The sequence below is a fragment of the Aliisedimentitalea sp. MJ-SS2 genome (assembly GCF_032586155.1).
Classification (GTDB): domain Bacteria; phylum Pseudomonadota; class Alphaproteobacteria; order Rhodobacterales; family Rhodobacteraceae; genus JAWHTC01.
The window spans coordinates 379,861-395,191 of the sequence record NZ_JAWHTC010000002.1 but is presented as its reverse complement, the minus strand read 5'-3'; the positions used below and the strand labels follow the sequence as shown (position 1 = coordinate 395,191).

The window sequence follows — 15,331 nt, the reverse complement described above, 5'->3', positions numbered from 1 at the left end:
TAAGGTTATTTCGATGCTTGCGGCGCTTTGGGATACCTGTTCAAAGAAGAAAACCCGCAATACGGGCGCAAGTTGGGAATGCCGCATGGTGGATAAAGCAAAAGTAGCCGCGCAATTCATCCAGGCGATTCCGCATTCGCGGGAGCTGGGCATGAACCTGACCGAAATTGGCGATGGCACGGCCGAAATTGTCATGCCCTATGATGAGCGTTTCGTGGGCGATCCGGAAACCGGGGTCATCCATGGCGGGGCGGTATCGGCACTGATGGACACCTGTTGCGGCGCAGCGGCAATGAGCCACCCGGCCTCGCCCAGTCTGACGGCAACAATCGATCTGCGGATTGATTACATGCGCCCTGCGACGCCGGGCCAGGCGATCACCACGCGGGCGGAATGCTACCATATTACGAGGTCGGTGGCCTTTGTCCGCGCCGTGGCGGTGGACGAGGACGAGGACCGCCCCGTCGCCACGGCCAGTGGTGCCTTTACAGTGCAGGGAATCAAGTGATGCGCCAGAAACCCGAGCCGGTCCAGGTTGTGAAGCAACGCCGTGATGCGGCGCTGAATGCGCTGGTGCACGGGGTGCCCTATATCAACTACCTCGGGATCGAGTTCGATCGGAGGGGGGATGAGCTGACTGCGGTGATGCCGTTTGATGACAAACTCATCGGAAATCCGATGCTGCCAGCGCTGCATGGCGGGGCAATCTCTGGGTTTCTCGAGGTCGCGGCGGTGATCGGGTTGAGCTGGGCGGTGATCTGGGACGAGATGGAGCGCGGCGAGCTTGATATGAACGAGCTGATCCAGGGGCATTTGCCGCGTTTGCCCAAGACGATTGATTTTACCATTGATTACCTGCGCTCGGGCAAGCCGCGCGATGCCTATGCGCGCGCCCAGGTGAACAGGTCGGGTCGGCGCTACGCATCCGTGCATGTCGAGGCGTGGCAGGACAATCGCGACCGGGCTTTTGCCCAGGCGACTGGGCATTTCCTGATGCCACCGCGCGCCAAAGACTAGGGTGATGGATGGGTCCGTCCGCGAAGTAACCCATAAACGGGTGCTGAAAATCGCGATCCCGATCATGTTGGCCAATGTCACCGTGCCTTTGTTGGGGGCAGTCGATACCGGCGTGGTGGGGCAGATGCCCGAGGCCGCGCCGATTGCCGCCGTGGGGGTGGGGGCGATTGTCTTGTCGGCGATCTACTGGATTTTCGGGTTCTTGCGGATGGGGACAACGGGCCTGACCAGTCAGGCACATGGGGCCGGGAATGCAGCCGAGGTGGCGGCGCTCTGGACCCGGTCGCTGATCGTGGCAATTTGCGGTGGGCTGGTGTTGATTGCACTGCATTGGCCCCTGTTTGCCGGGGCCTTTGCGGTGTCACCGGCCAGTGCCGAGGTCGAGGGGTTGGCGCGGGATTATATGGTCATTCGCATCTGGTCGGCGCCTGCGGCGATTGCGCTTTATGGGATTACCGGGTGGCTGATCGCGCTGGAGCGCACCCGCGGTGTGCTGATCCTGCAGCTGTGGATGAACGGGTTGAACGTGGTTCTGGATCTGTGGTTCGTTTTAGGGCTGGGTTGGGGCGTGGAAGGTGTGGCATTCGCAACTTTTCTGGCGGAATGGAGCGGGTTGGCGATGGGATTGTTTCTGTGTCGGGATGTCTTTGCCACCCGCCTGTGGCGCGATTGGGGGCGGGTATTTGAAGCTGCAAGGTTGAAACGGATGGCGGTGGTGAATACCGATATCCTGATCCGGTCGCTGCTGTTGCAGGCCATTTTTGTCTCCTTCCTGCTTTTGGGCGGTCAGTTCGGTGATGTGACACTGGCGGCCAATCAGGTGTTGCTGCAATTCCTGCACATCACCGGTTATGCGATGGACGGGTTCGCCTTTGCCGCCGAAACGCTGGTGGGGCAGGCCTTTGGGGCCGGGGCGGTGGCGCGGCTCAGGCGCGGGGCGCTGTTGACCAGCCTGTGGGGTGGGATCACCGCTATCCTGTTTTCGCTGGTGTTCTGGTTGTTCGGTCCGATGATGATCGACGTGATCTCAAAAGCGCCCGAGGTGCAGGCCGAGGCGCGGACCTACCTGCCGTGGATGATCGTCGCACCGCCGCTGTTGTTGGCGCTGATCATGTTTGACGGAATCTTTATCGGCGCGACGCGCACGGCCGATATGCGCAACATGATGATGGTCGTAGCAGTGATCTATTCACTGGCAGTGTGGCTGCTGATCGAGCCGTTTGGCAATCATGGGCTGTGGTTGGCGCTGCATATTTCGTCACTGGCGCGCGGGCTGAGCCTTGGGTTGCGCTATCCGGCGCTGGAGCGGTCGGCGCGCAAGAGATAGTCCGGTTTCCGCCCAGTGCGGAAATGCCGACTTGATGTGGGCCGGGGGGCTGCGCCACAATCAATGTGAGGCAGACATGTGAGGGTAGGGCGATGCAGGTAACACGGCGATGGGTGGCAGGATCGGGCGCGGCGCTATTGTTGTCGGGTTGCATGGGGGGCGGATTGCCGTCGCCTACTCGGCAGGCCGCGCCGCGGGTGGACCCCAAGCTGCGGCCCACGCCGAATGTGGGCTATGATGCGTGGGTGGCCGCGTTCCGGGCCCGGGCCGAGGCGCGAGGGATCAGTGTGGCAACGCTCAATTCGGCGTTTCGCGGAGCGGGGTATCTTCCCGGCGTGATCGAGCGCGACCGCAAGCAGACCGAGTTTTCGCGGACCTTGCAGGATTACCTGGCGATCATGGCCTCGGACGAGCGGGTTGCGAAGGGGCGGGAGGCCTTTGGCGCGCGTCGGGCGCTCTTGGGCAAGGTCGAGGGGCGTTACGGCGTGCCCGCCAATGTGGTCGCCGCGATCTGGGGCGTGGAGAGCCGATACGGCGCGCGGCGCGGGGACATTTCAGTGATCTCGGCCACTTCGACCCTGGCTTACGAGGGGCGACGCGGGTCGTTCTTTGAAAAGCAACTGGTAGCGGCGTTGAAAATCCTGCAGCGGGGCGATGTGAGCCCGTCGCGGATGGTTGGAAGCTGGGCCGGGGCCATGGGGCATACCCAGTTTATCCCGACCACATTCGAGGCCTACGCGGTGGATTTCCGTGGCGACGGACAGCGCGATATCTGGAGCGAGGATCCGACGGATGCGCTGGCCTCGGCGGGGGCGTATCTGGGTCGTTCGGGCTGGCGCAAGGGCGGCAAATGGGGGCTGGAGGTAAAACTACCCTCCGGGTTCAATGCCGGGCTGGCCGGGCGTGGCGTGAAGAAATCGGTTGGCGACTGGGCCGCGCTGGGGGTGAAAGCCGCCGGTGGTGGACGGCTGCCGGATCATGGGGCGGCGTCTGTTTTGATCCCAGCAGGGCTGAGTGGTCCGGCCTTTTTGGTGTTCAGGAATTTCAGCGTGATCCTGCGCTACAACAATTCAGAGAAATACGCGATCGCGGTAGGGCATCTGTCGGATCGGCTGGCAGGGGCGGGGCCACTGCGAGGGTCTTTCGGGCCGGATCGCTATGGGTTGACGATCAACGACCGCAAACGCTTGCAATCGCGGCTGACCGTGGCCGGTTATGATACCGGTGGCGCGGATGGGGTGTTTGGCAAGAAGACCGAAACCGCGATCCGGGCCTATGAAGCCGCCAACGGTTTGCCGGTGACGGGCGAGCCGTCAAAGGCGTTGCTGCAGCGGTTGGGGTAGGCGCGGGAAGCCGTTTCGAAACGGCTTGAGCCAAGCGCCTTAGAAGGCGCTTTTTTACGCAAATTCGAATTTGCGTGTCCAAGGCCTTTCGAAAGGCCCTTCCGCCCGTCAAAGAATGTCGAGAACCGCCTTGGGTGGGCGACCGATCGCGGCCTTGTCGCCAGAGAACACCATTGGGCGTTCGATCAGCTTGGGAACGCGGGCCATGGCAGCGAACAGCGTGTCGTCGTTGCTGTCTTTGGTCAGGCCTTCGGCTTTGAACTCGGCTTCCTTGGTGCGCATCATGTCGATGGGAGCTACGCCAAGGGCGGCAGCGGCTGTGCGCAACTCGGCCTCGGTCGGGGCGTCGTCAAGATAGCGCCGCACCTCGGGTGTGTGGCCGTTCTCTTCGAGCAGCGCCAGGGTTTGGCGGGATTTCGAGCAGCGGGGGTTGTGCCAGATGGTAAGCATCAGAGCCAGTCCTGTCGTTTGGAGCCCACGGCACGGGCGATGTTAGTATGGCCGTCGCGTTCGAGCAGCGCATCAAGGCCACGGGTGATTTGCGACGTCAGGGATAGCCCGTGATAGATCAGGGCGGTGTAGAGTTGTACGGCTGACGCACCGGCGCAGATCTTGGCATAGGCCTGTTCGGCGGTCGAGATGCCGCCGACGCCGACGATTGGGATGCTGCCGTCCGTCAGTTGCGAGAGCCTTGCCAGCACGCGGGTGGAGGGTTCGAACAGGGGGGCGCCGGAGAGGCCGCCTTTTTCATCACGGTTGGGGCTTCGCAGCCCCTCGCGGGACAGCGTGGTGTTGGTGGCGATGATGGCGTCGATCTGCACCGATTGGGCAACCTCGGCGATGTCGCCGATTTCGTTGTCGCTCAGGTCGGGGGCGATTTTCAGGAACACCGGAATCGGGCGTTTGAGCCAGTCGCGGGCCTCAATCACGCCAGTGAGCAGGGCGCGCAGTGCCTCGGCGCCCTGAAGGTCGCGCAGAGATTCGGTGTTGGGGGACGAGACGTTGACGGTGGCGAAATCCACATGCGCGCCACAATGGGCCAGGACGCGGGCGAAATCCTCGGAACGGTCCGCGCTGTCCTTGTTGGCCCCGAGGTTGAGGCCGAGGGTCATGCCCTTGGGCCGGGTGGCGAGGCGGGCGGCGATGGCCTCCATCCCGTCGTTGTTGAAGCCGAAGCGGTTGATCGCGGCACGATCCGCACTGAGACGGAACAGGCGGGGTTTGGGGTTGCCGGGTTGCGGGCGCGGCGTGGCGGCACCGACCTCGACAAAGCCGAACCCGGCACGTGAGAGGGGCTGCAACAGGGTGGCGTTCTTGTCGAACCCGGCGGCAAGGCCGACCGGGTTGGGCAGGGTGAGCGATGCGAGCGAGGTGCGCAGGCGCGGCGAGCTGTAGGGGGCTGACCGCGGGCCGAACCCCATCCGCAGGGCGAGGTGGGCCAGATCGTGCGAGCGTTCCGGGTCGAGCCGGTGCAGGGCGGTGAGGCCGAGGCGTTCGATCAGGGTTGTCATGCAAAGCCCTCCGGGAAACCGTGGCCGTCGGAGCCAAGCGGTAGTGGTTTGGTCCACAGGATATCCGCGAGGGTGAGGTGCCGGTAGAGATGCGGGAAGAGCGCGCCGCCGCGTGAGGGTTCCCATTTCAGCGCCTCGCCCAATGTGTCGGCATCCAGCGCGGCGAGGATCAAATTGTCCTCGTGGGTGAAATGCTTGGCGGCGGTCTCGCGGGCCTGTTCGGCGGTCGAGAAGTGGATGTAGCCGTCAGAAATATCGATGGGTGCCCCAGCGGTTTCGCCGTTGCTTTCCAGTTCGGCCCATTCGGGGGCGCGGAAAATCTTGTAGATCAGCATGGAGGCGTGATGCCCCGGCTCTGCCGCGCGGTCAAGCGGGATTGGCTTTGACAGGGGGGCAGAGGTGGGTGCAGCATTGCAGCAGGGATTCCAACAAGCGAGGTATTTGAAAATGATGATGCGATTTCTGATGGGAGCGGGCGCGCTGGCGCTGAGCGCGGGTACGGCGGCTGCGGATTACAGCCTGACCATCCTGCACACCAACGATTTCCATGCCCGGTTCGAGCCGATCAGCAAGTATGACAGCGGCTGCAGCGAGGAGAACAACGCCGAGGGCAAGTGTTTCGGCGGCACCGCGCGGTTGATCACCGCCGTGTCCGAGGCGCGAAGCCGGACAAACAACGCGATCCTGGTGGATGGCGGTGACCAGTTCCAGGGCACGCTGTTTTATACCTATTACAAGGGCAAGGTGGCGGCCGAGTTCATGAACAAGCTGGGTTATGACGCGATGACCGTGGGCAATCACGAATTCGATGACGGGCCCGAGGTGCTGCGCGGCTTCATGGACGCAGTGAACTTCCCGGTGCTGATGTCGAATGCAGACGTGAGCCGCGAGGAATTGCTGGCGGGTAAGCTGGCGAAATCGACGGTGATCGAGCGGGGTGGCGAGAAACTCGGCCTCATTGGCCTGACGCCGCATGACACCGATGAATTGGCTAGCCCGGGTCCGAATATCACCTTTACCGATCCGGCGCAGGCGGTGCAGGGCGAGGTCGATAAGCTGACCGAGATGGGGGTGAACAAGATTATCGTTCTGAGCCACTCGGGCTATGGTGTGGATCAGCGCGTGGCCGCCGAGACGACCGGGGTGGATGTGATTGTCGGCGGGCATTCCAACACGCTGTTGTCGAATACGTCGGATCGGGCGGCGGGGCCCTACCCGACGATGGTTGGATCGACAGCCATCGTGTCGGCCTATGCCTATGGCAAGTTCCTGGGCGAGTTGAACGTTACCTTCGATGATGCCGGCGAGATTGTCGAAGCCAAGGGTGAGCCGCTGATCATGGATGCGGGCGTGGCCGAGGACGCAGCAACCAAGGCGCGGGTGGCCGAGCTGGCCGTGCCGCTGGAGGAAATCCGTCAGCGCGTGGTGGCCGATGCGGCCGAGCCGATTGACGGTGCCAAGGGATCGTGCCGGGCCGGGGAATGCACCATGGGCAACCTGATTGCCGATGCGATGCTGGCCCGCGTCAAGGATCAGGGCATCGAGATCGCCATTCAGAATGGTGGTGGTATTCGCGCTTCGATCGATGGTGGTGAGATCACCATGGGTGAGGTTCTGACGGTGCTGCCGTTCCAGAACACTCTATCGACTTTCCAAGTTACTGGTGCGGTGATGATGGAGGCGCTGGAAAATGGCGTCAGCCAGTACGAGGACGGGGCGGGTCGCTTTCCTCAGGTAGCTGGTATCACATTTGCCTTTGACGCCAGCCAACCGGCGGGCAGCCGGGTGAGCGATGTTATGGTCGGTGGTGCGCCGTTGGATATGGAGAAGGTCTATGGGGTTGTGTCGAACAATTATGTCCGTGGTGGTGGGGATGGCTACAAGATGTTCCGCGATGCGATGAACGCCTATGACTATGGCCCGGACCTGGCGGATGTGACGGCGGAGTACCTGGCCGAGCATGCGCCCTACGAGCCCTATACCGATGGGCGGATCACCAAGAAATGAGCGCTGGTTGGGCGGGGTCCGGGAGCGCCCAACCGCCCGCCCCGCTCCCGAACCCCGCCCGATGGAGTTTTTGTGGGTGCGGGTTTGGATGGTTTGGGATTGAGGGGCCAGCCCCTCAAACTCCCCGGAGTATTTTTGCCAAGAAAGAGCAGCGGGAGGTGGTTGAGGCATGTGCGGACGATTTGCAATGACTCTTCCGACAGACGCGATGGCCCAGTTGTTTGGGGCTGTGCCGGGCAATGACTTGCCTGATGTGCCGAGTTACAATGTCTGCCCGACCACCAATATTCACGTGGTGAGCGGGGAGGAGGGGCAGCGCCGCCTTGGGGCGATGCGGTGGGGGTTTCTGCCGAGCTGGTACAAGAACCTCACGGATGGGCCTTTGTTGATCAATGCGCGCGCCGAGACGATCGCCGAGAAACCGGCCTTTCGAAATGCAGCGCGGGAACGGCGGTGTTTGATTCCGGTCAGCGGGTTTTACGAATGGTCGAAGGATGAAAAGGGCAATCGGTTGCCGTGGTATTTCAGCCGTCGAGACGGGGCGCCATTGGTTTTTGCCGGTATCTGGCAGGGCTGGGACAAGGGAGAGGCGCTGGTGAAAAGCTGCGCGATTGTCACCTGTGCCGCAAACAACTCGACCGGCGCGGTGCACCACCGGATGCCGGTGGTCCTTGAGCCCAGGGACTGGGGCAAGTGGTTGGGTGAGGAAGGGCATGGGGCGGCGGTATTGATGCGGCCTGCGGCAGAGGATGTGTTGCAGTTCCACCGGGTGGGGCGCGAGGTGAACTCGAACCGGACCAGCGGGGCGCAGCTGATCGAGGAGATCGCAGCGTAACTGGTCCGCAGGTTTGAAATCCTCCAACCTTGATGCAGGATGTCAGCAAGGAAATGATTCCGTCCATGCGCCGGGGAGGGCGCGGGAGGCGGAATAAGGGGAGGAATATCCGTTGGAGAAAAACGAAAACGCGGCGCTGTATTTTGTCGATCGCCACATCAAGGAGGGGCGTGGCGACAAGGTCGCCTTTCGCGAGGCGGACGGGAAACAGCGCGCGCTGAGCTATGGGCGGCTGGCCGAGGAAAGCGGCCATTTTGCCGGGGCGCTATATCGACATGGGGTAAGGCGTGAAGAGCGGATCGCGATGATCGTGCGCGACCAGATCGAGTTCCCGGTAGTGTTCTGGGGGGCGATCAAGGCCGGGGCCATTCCGGTGCCGTTGAACACGCTTTTGTCAGCCTCGGTCTACGAGGCGATCCTGAACGACAGCCGGGCGTCGATCCTGGTGGTGTCGGATGAGCTGTGGGAGGTGGTAAAGCCTGCCGTGGCTGAAAACCGGTTCCTGCGGGCGGTGCTGGTGATCGACAGCGACGAAAGCGGGGCACCGGAGAGGACCGAGAGTTATCGCGAGTTCGTTGAAGGGGCCGAAGTGATCGACACCGTGGACGCCTATGGCGACGAGCTGGCCTTTTGGCTCTATTCCTCGGGGTCGACGGGCATGCCTAAGGGCGTGCGGCATGTACATTCAAGCCTGAAGGCCACGGCGGATACGTTCGGACAGCAGATTTTGGGCATTCGCGAGGACGATGTGGTCTATTCCGCAGCCAAATTCTTTTTCGCCTATGGGCTGGGCAATGCGATGAGCTTCCCGATGTCAGTGGGGGCAACGACAGTGATTTTTGGTGGGCGACCGACGCCAGATGTGGCGTTCGACATCATGTCTGCGCATAAACCAACGGTTTTCTGCGGGGTGCCGACGCTTTATGCCGCTTTGGTGGCCGAGCAGGAGGCCAAGGGTGGCAATCCGGATCATGCGATACGGATTTGCACCTCTGCTGGAGAGGCGCTGCCGCGTGATATCGGCGAGCGCTGGGAGGCGCGGTGGGGCGCACCGATCATTGACGGCGTGGGCTCGACCGAAATGCTGCATATCTTTTTGTCGAACGCGCCGGGGAACATTGTCTACGGCACATCGGGCGTGCCGGTGCCGGGGTATGAAGTGCGGCTGGTGGATGAGCATGACGAGGATGTCGGAGAGGGCGCGGTTGGCGAGCTGTTGGTTCGCGGGCCCTCGAGTGCCGAAGGGTATTGGAACCGTCGCTCGAAAAGTCAGAGCACGTTCGAGGGGCATTGGACCCGGACCGGCGACAAGTACGAACGCGATGGGGACGGTCGGTTTGTCTACTGCGGGCGAACCGACGATATGTTCAAGGTCTCGGGCATTTGGGTCAGCCCGTTTGAGGTGGAACAGGCGTTGATCGAGTTCCCGGGCGTGCTGGAGGCCGCAGTCGTGGCGCGCGAGGACGACAAGGGGCTGGCGAAGCCGGCAGCGTTTTTGGTGATGAAGGACGGGGAAGCCGCGCCCGAAGGGCAGGCGGTGAAGGACTTTGTCAAAGCACGGATCGGGATGTGGAAATACCCGCGCTGGGTGGAAGTCGTGAGCGAGTTGCCCAAGACGGCAACCGGGAAAATCCAGCGGTTCAAGCTGCGCGATGATTGATTGGCAGGCCGGGCGCGGGGTTCTGAGCGCCGAGGGCAAGCGGTTGGAGTGGGCCTCATGGGGGGTGCCTCGTGACCGTCCGGTGATTGTGTTGTTGCATGAAGGGTTGGGCTGTGTGGCGCTGTGGCGGGAATTTCCTCGGGCGCTGGCCGAGGTCACGGGCTGTGCCGTGTTCGCCTATTCGCGGGCGGGTTACGGACAGTCCGACAGTTGTGATTTGCCAAGGCCGCTGGATTACATGACCCACGAGGCGGTGGAGGTGTTGCCCGAGGTTCTGGACGTGCTGGGGGCGGAACCGGTTGTTCTGATGGGGCATTCGGATGGCGCGACGATTGCAGCCGAATATGCAGGGCGGGTTGGTGATGCGCGAGTCGAGGGCGTTGTGCTGATGGCGCCGCATTTCTTCGCCGAGGACGAAGGTCTGACCGAAATCGCCCGGGCCAGGGAGGCGTTTGAAACAACCGACCTACGCGAGAAGCTGGGCCGGTATCACTCGGATGTGGAGGCTGCATTTGATGGCTGGAACGGAGCGTGGTTGGATCCGGGCTTTCGGGAATGGAACGTGGAGGAAGCGCTGGACGGGGTGCGCGTGCCGGTGTTGGTGATCCAGGGGCATGGGGATCAGTATGGGACACTGGCACAGGTCGCGGCAGTGACAGAGCGGTTGGTGGAGGCGCGCGCGCTGGTGCTGGATGAGTGTCGCCACGCGCCGCAGTTTGATCAGCCCGAGGTGGTATTGGACGCGGTTGCGGAGTTTGTCGAGGGATTCGCAGGAAAATAGGAAATTTAATGCATAAATTTTGGGTGAGCTTGACTGAGGGGATCTATATAGTTGAATTTGTGGAAATAAATTTGTAACTAATCTTTTGGATCTGCCGTTTACCGATGTAAAATCTTGCATTATCGTGCAGAGATGCGAGGCGAAACAGGACGACAGGGGAGCGTGACCCGTGGCGAAGGTGATTGATTTTCAGACCGATCCGTCGAAGTACCGCCATTGGCGGGTCGAGTATGACGGGCCGTTTGCCAACCTCTACATGGATGTGGACGAGGATGGCGGGTTGTTTGACGGCTATCAGTTGAAACTCAATTCCTATGACCTGGGCGTTGATATCGAGCTGAGCGACATCGTTCAGCGGATGCGGTTCGAGCATCCCGAGGTCAAGGTCGTAATCATGCAATCGGCCAAGGACCGGGTGTTCTGTGCCGGAGCCAATATCCGGATGCTGGGCGGCGCCAGTCACGCGCATAAGGTCAATTTCTGCAAATTCACCAACGAGACGCGCAATACCTATGAGGCGGCCGAGGCCGACAGTGGGCAAAAGTACATTGCGGCGGTGAAAGGGTCCTGTGCTGGGGGCGGATATGAGCTGGCTCTAGCATGCAATTACATAATGCTAACGAATGACAGCTCGTCGAGCGTGGCGTTGCCGGAGGTGCCTCTTTTGGCCGTGCTGCCGGGGACCGGTGGTCTTACCCGGGTGACAGACAAGCGCAAGGTACGGCGCGACCGGGCCGATGTGTTCTGCGCCATGGAAGAGGGCGTGCGTGGTGACAGGGCCAGGCAATGGAAGCTGGTTGATGAGGTGGTGCCGAATTCGAAGTTCGACGCCGTTGTCGCCGAACGGGCAGCTGAGTTTGCCGCGGCTTCGGCCCGGCCGGGCGGTTTGACCGGCATCGAGTTGACCCCTCTCAAGCGGGAGATCACCGACAGGGCAGTCAGCTATTCCGCGGTCGAGGTTGAGTTGGACCGTGAAATCCGCAAGGCCGTGATAACGGTGAAGGGACCCGAAGAAGATGCCCCGGCGGACATGGACGCGTTTACCGCCGAGGGGGCGCAGGCGTGGATGCTACGGGCGGCGCGCGAGCTGGATGACGCGATTCTGCATTTGCGGCTAAACGAGATGGAGCTGGGGCTGTGGGAATTCCAGACGCAGGGCGACCCGGGGGCGGTGTTGGCGCATGAAACCCTGCTTTTGGAAAACGCCGATCATTGGCTGGCTGCAGAAGTGTTGGGTCTGTGGAAGCGGGTGTTGAAACGTGTCGATGTGACCTCGCGCTCTTTGGTGGCGTTGGTCGAGCATGGATCGTGTTTTGCCGGGGTGCTGGCCGAGCTTCTGTTTGCAGTGGACCGGTCCTACATGATGGAGGACGAGTTCGAAGGCGACAATCGCCCGATGGCAGCGATCACCCTGGGCGAGAGCAATTTCGGACAATATCCGATGGGCAATGATCTGACCCGATTGCAGACGCGGTTCTGGGGGGATGAAGAGGCGGTCGAGGCGGCGAAGGAACGGGTTGGTGAGGCGCTTGAGGCCGAAGACGCCGACGAGCTGGGGTTGGTGACGTATATTCTGGATGACATCGACTGGGAGGATGAAATCCGGATCTTTGCCGAGGAGCGGGCCTCGTTCAGCCCGGATGCGTTGACGGGGATGGAAGCGAACTTGCGGTTCGCGGGCCCCGAGACGATGGAGACGCGGATTTTTGGGCGGCTGACGGCGTGGCAGAACTGGATTTTTCAGCGGCCCAACGCGGTAGGCGAGGATGGCGCGTTGCAGCGGTATGGCACTGGGTTGCGCGGTGACTACAATATGGAACGTGTATGAAAAACGGATGCCGGGCTGGATCCCGGCCTACGGGAACATCGGGCGTAGGGCGGGGTTTAGCCCGCCACCCCGACAAGGAGGATAGACATGCTTGACTTGATCAATGTGAGCTATGACACGCAAATCCCCAACAATGTGGGGCTGTCCAGCGACAAGAAGGTGCTGAAGGCGCTGGAGAAATGGCACCCGGGTTATCTTGATTGGTGGGGCAAGCTGATCCCGGATCGTTATCAGCAGTCGGACGTTTACCTGCGCACTGCCGTGAGCGTCGACCCCAAGGGCTGGGCCAAGTTCGACTATGTGAAGATGCCGGACTATCGCTGGGGTGTGCTGCTGGCACCGCAGGTCGAGGACCGACGTATTCCTTGCGGCGAACACGCGGGCGAGCCGGCCTGGCAGGAGGTGCCGGGGGAATATCGTAACCTGATGAAGCGGTTGATCGTCATTCAGGGCGATACCGAACCGGCCTCGGTCGAGCAACAGAAGGCGCTCGCCCTGACTGCGCCGTCGCTTTACGACATGCGCAACCTGTTCCAGGTGAATGTGGAAGAGGGGCGGCATCTGTGGGCGATGGTCTACTTGCTGCACAAGTATTTCGGCCGGGACGGGCGTGAAGAGGCGGATGATCTGTTGCGCCGTCAGTCGGGAAGCGAAGAGGCGCCGCGGATGCTGGGGGCGTTCAACGAAGAGACGCCAGATTGGCTGTCGTTCTTCATGTTCACCTATTTCACCGACCGGGACGGCAAGATGCAGTTGGAGTCGTTGGCGCAGAGCGGGTTCGACCCGTTGAGCCGGACCTGCCGTTTCATGCTGACCGAAGAGGCGCACCACATGTTCGTGGGTGAAACCGGCGTCGGTCGGACGATCCAGCGGACCTGCGAGGTGATGAAGGAGAACGGGATTGACGATCCGTTCGATGTCGATCGCCTGCGTGGGTTGGGGGTGATCGACCTGCCGCTGATCCAGAAGAAGCTGAACCTGCACTATACGCTGAGCCTGGACCTGTTCGGGCAGGAAGTGTCGACCAACGCGGCCAATGCGTTCAACGCGGGCATCAAGGGGCGCTATCAGGAGAACCGGCTGACGGATGACCACCAGCTGCAGGGCGACAGTTACCGTGTCTGGGACATCGTCGATGGCCAGATCGTGCAGCATGAGGTGCCGGCGCTGACGGCGATTAACATGCGTTTGCGGGATGACTATACCAAGGACGCAGCGGGTGGTGTGGGTCGCTGGAACAAGATCATCGAGAAGATGGGCATCGACTTCAAACTGAAGCTGCCGCACGAGGCGTTCCACCGCAAGATCGGGGTGTTTGCCGACAAGCTTATCAGCCCGGAAGGCCAGATCATAAGCGGGGCCGAGTATGATGCGGGCGAAAAAGACTGGCTGCCCAGCCATGCGGATGGCGACTTCATTCAGTCACTGATGAAGCCGGAATACGAACCGGGAGTTTATGCCCGCTGGATTTCGCCGCCCAAGGTTGGCATCGACAACAAGCCGGGCGATTTCGAGTATGTGAAACTGGCTGAAGCCTGAGGCTGTATGGATAGGGGCCTTGATCTGACGCAAGGAAAACCGCACCTTGAAGTGGAATACTGAATCGGTGCAGACGCAAGGGAGCCGCGCGATGAGTATGAACATCACCCGCAGTGAGGCCGTCACCGAACGCAGCGATGCGCTGGTTCAGCGGATCGCGGGACTGGGTACGCCCTGTGTTGGCTGCACAAACTGCCGGGGGCTTTGCCGTGAGCTGATCGAGGCCATTGTTGTGCCCGAGATCATTTTGCGCCCGGCCCAAGGACACTGATGAGCACAGCCCAAAAGCAACATCTGATCGACCCGGAAATCTGCATCCGCTGTTACACCTGCGAGATGACCTGTGCGATCGAAGCGATCACCCATGACGATGCCAATGTCGTGGTGGACGCTGAAAAGTGCAATTTCTGCATGGATTGTATTCCGGTCTGCCCAACGGGTTCGATTGACGAATGGCGGGTGGTGAACACGCCCTATTCTGTCGAAGAGCAGTTCGGTTGGGAGGAACTGCCCGAGCAGGAAGAGCTGGAACAGGGTGGGGATACCGGTCTGGAGGCGATGGATGCAGCGGTGGCCGCATTGCTCGCCGAGGCGCATGAAGGGGCCGGGGGCAGGTCGAAAGCCCCGGCAAGTGCCACCAAACCAAGTGTGAATACTTATACGGCTGCCAAGCCGGTAGTGGCGCGGGTACAGGGGAATTACCGGCTGACCGGCGAGGGGGCGGACGGCGATGTTCGCCATATCATACTGGATTTCGGCGGGCATCCGATGCCAGTGTTGGAGGGGCAGTCGATCGGGGTCATTCCGCCGGGCGTGGATGGTGATGGCAAGCCGCACCTGCCGCGGCTCTATTCGATTTCCAGTCCGCGCGATGGCGAGCGGCCGGGGTACAACAACCTGTCGCTAACCGTGAAGCGCGAGGATCAGGGCGTCTGTTCGAACTATGTCTGTGACCTGAAGCTTGGCGACGAGGTGCAGGTGACGGGGCCGTTCGGTGCAACCTTCCTTATGCCGAACGACCCGGAGGCGCGAATCCTGATGATCTGTACCGGCACCGGGTCGGCTCCGTTTCGGGCGTTCACCATGCATCGGCAGCGTTCGCGCGGGAGCGCAGGCGGCGATATGGTGTTGTTTTTTGGGGCGCGTACACCGGACAGCCTGCCCTATTTCGGACCGCTGGGCAAAGTGCCGGACAGCATCCTGAAAAAGCACATGGTGTTTAGTCGTCTAGAGGGGGAGGACAAGGAATATGTGCAGGACCGGATGATGGCCAAGCAGGAAGTGGTGAGCGAGATGATCGCTGATCCGAAGACGCATATCTTCATCTGCGGCCTGCGTGGCATGGAGGTGGGCGTGGATCAGGCCCTGTCGAACATCGCAGAGAGTGCTGGCGTGTCGTGGAGCGCGACACGGGATTCGATGCGCGAGGATGGCCGGTATCACGTGGAGACCTATTAGGCGCGGGTGGTGGGCGGTCGCCCAT

The 15,331-nt window shown here is 61.5% G+C and carries 15 protein-coding genes; 12 read left to right on the top strand and 3 right to left on the bottom strand.

Annotation, left to right across the window (positions count from 1 at the left end):
• The first annotated feature begins 85 nt into the window (after positions 1-85).
• The 4 genes from RXV86_RS08390 (at position 86) to RXV86_RS08375 (ending at position 3,687) form a co-directional block, all read left to right on the top strand.
• Positions 86-508 carry a PaaI family thioesterase gene (locus RXV86_RS08390; protein WP_316299052.1) on the top strand — a complete coding sequence of 141 codons (423 nt, stop codon included), beginning with the start codon at positions 86-88 and terminating at the stop codon, positions 506-508.
• Positions 505-1,017, top strand: a complete 513-nt coding sequence (locus tag RXV86_RS08385) for a PaaI family thioesterase (RefSeq protein ID WP_316299051.1) — start codon at positions 505-507, stop codon at positions 1,015-1,017. The genes RXV86_RS08390 and RXV86_RS08385 overlap by 4 nt, the downstream gene beginning before the upstream one ends.
• 4 nt (positions 1,018-1,021) lie before the next feature.
• Positions 1,022-2,344: an MATE family efflux transporter gene (locus tag RXV86_RS08380; RefSeq protein ID WP_316299050.1), complete on the top strand. Its 1,323-nt coding sequence runs from the start codon at positions 1,022-1,024 to the stop codon at positions 2,342-2,344.
• A gap of 92 nt (positions 2,345-2,436) precedes the next feature.
• Complete coding sequence (locus RXV86_RS08375) at positions 2,437-3,687, top strand: lytic murein transglycosylase (protein WP_316299049.1); 1,251 nt, start codon at positions 2,437-2,439, stop codon at positions 3,685-3,687.
• A gap of 108 nt (positions 3,688-3,795) precedes the next feature.
• On the opposite strand, the gene arsC is transcribed toward RXV86_RS08375, so the two are convergent.
• From arsC to RXV86_RS08360, 3 genes are read right to left on the bottom strand one after another with little or no spacing between them, the layout of a single operon-like run.
• The gene (arsC, locus tag RXV86_RS08370; protein WP_316299048.1) at positions 3,796-4,137 is read right to left on the bottom strand and encodes an arsenate reductase (glutaredoxin); all 342 of its coding nucleotides are present in this window, start codon (positions 4,135-4,137) and stop codon (positions 3,796-3,798) included.
• Positions 4,137-5,198 carry a quinone-dependent dihydroorotate dehydrogenase gene (locus RXV86_RS08365; RefSeq protein ID WP_316299047.1) on the bottom strand — a complete coding sequence of 354 codons (1,062 nt, stop codon included), beginning with the start codon at positions 5,196-5,198 and terminating at the stop codon, positions 4,137-4,139. Before RXV86_RS08365 ends, arsC begins: the two co-directional genes overlap by 1 nt.
• Entirely contained in the window at positions 5,195-5,533 is a 339-nt protein-coding gene (locus tag RXV86_RS08360) for a DUF952 domain-containing protein (RefSeq protein ID WP_316299046.1), read from the bottom strand. Before RXV86_RS08360 ends, RXV86_RS08365 begins: the two co-directional genes overlap by 4 nt.
• Positions 5,534-5,645: 112 nt before the next feature.
• On the opposite strand from RXV86_RS08360, the gene RXV86_RS08355 reads away from it, so the two are divergent.
• The 8 genes from RXV86_RS08355 to boxA all read left to right on the top strand — a co-directional run bounded on the left by RXV86_RS08355 (position 5,646) and on the right by boxA (position 15,306).
• Positions 5,646-7,205, top strand: coding sequence for a bifunctional metallophosphatase/5'-nucleotidase (locus RXV86_RS08355; RefSeq protein ID WP_316299045.1), 1,560 nt, complete (start codon positions 5,646-5,648; stop codon positions 7,203-7,205).
• 169 nt (positions 7,206-7,374) lie between these two features.
• Entirely contained in the window at positions 7,375-8,040 is a 666-nt protein-coding gene (locus RXV86_RS08350) for an SOS response-associated peptidase (protein WP_316299044.1), read from the top strand.
• 112 nt (positions 8,041-8,152) lie between these two features.
• Positions 8,153-9,700, top strand: coding sequence for a benzoate-CoA ligase family protein (locus RXV86_RS08345; protein WP_316299043.1), 1,548 nt, complete (start codon positions 8,153-8,155; stop codon positions 9,698-9,700).
• The gene (locus RXV86_RS08340) at positions 9,693-10,481 is read left to right on the top strand and encodes an alpha/beta hydrolase (RefSeq protein WP_316299042.1); all 789 of its coding nucleotides are present in this window, start codon (positions 9,693-9,695) and stop codon (positions 10,479-10,481) included. The genes RXV86_RS08345 and RXV86_RS08340 overlap by 8 nt, the downstream gene beginning before the upstream one ends.
• 169 nt (positions 10,482-10,650) lie before the next feature.
• Positions 10,651-12,309, top strand: a complete 1,659-nt coding sequence (gene boxC / locus RXV86_RS08335; RefSeq protein ID WP_316299041.1) for a 2,3-epoxybenzoyl-CoA dihydrolase — start codon at positions 10,651-10,653, stop codon at positions 12,307-12,309.
• 87 nt (positions 12,310-12,396) lie between these two features.
• A complete protein-coding gene (boxB, locus tag RXV86_RS08330) occupies positions 12,397-13,848 on the top strand; it encodes a benzoyl-CoA 2,3-epoxidase subunit BoxB (protein WP_316299040.1) in 1,452 nt (483 codons plus the stop codon).
• A 91-nt stretch (positions 13,849-13,939) separates the two neighbouring features.
• Positions 13,940-14,119 (top strand): hypothetical protein, encoded by a 180-nt coding sequence (locus RXV86_RS08325; RefSeq protein ID WP_316299039.1) that lies wholly within the window; start codon positions 13,940-13,942, stop codon positions 14,117-14,119.
• Positions 14,119-15,306, top strand: a complete 1,188-nt coding sequence (gene boxA / locus RXV86_RS08320) for a benzoyl-CoA 2,3-epoxidase subunit BoxA (protein ID WP_316299038.1) — start codon at positions 14,119-14,121, stop codon at positions 15,304-15,306. The genes RXV86_RS08325 and boxA overlap by 1 nt, the downstream gene beginning before the upstream one ends.
• Positions 15,307-15,331 lie beyond the last annotated feature (25 nt).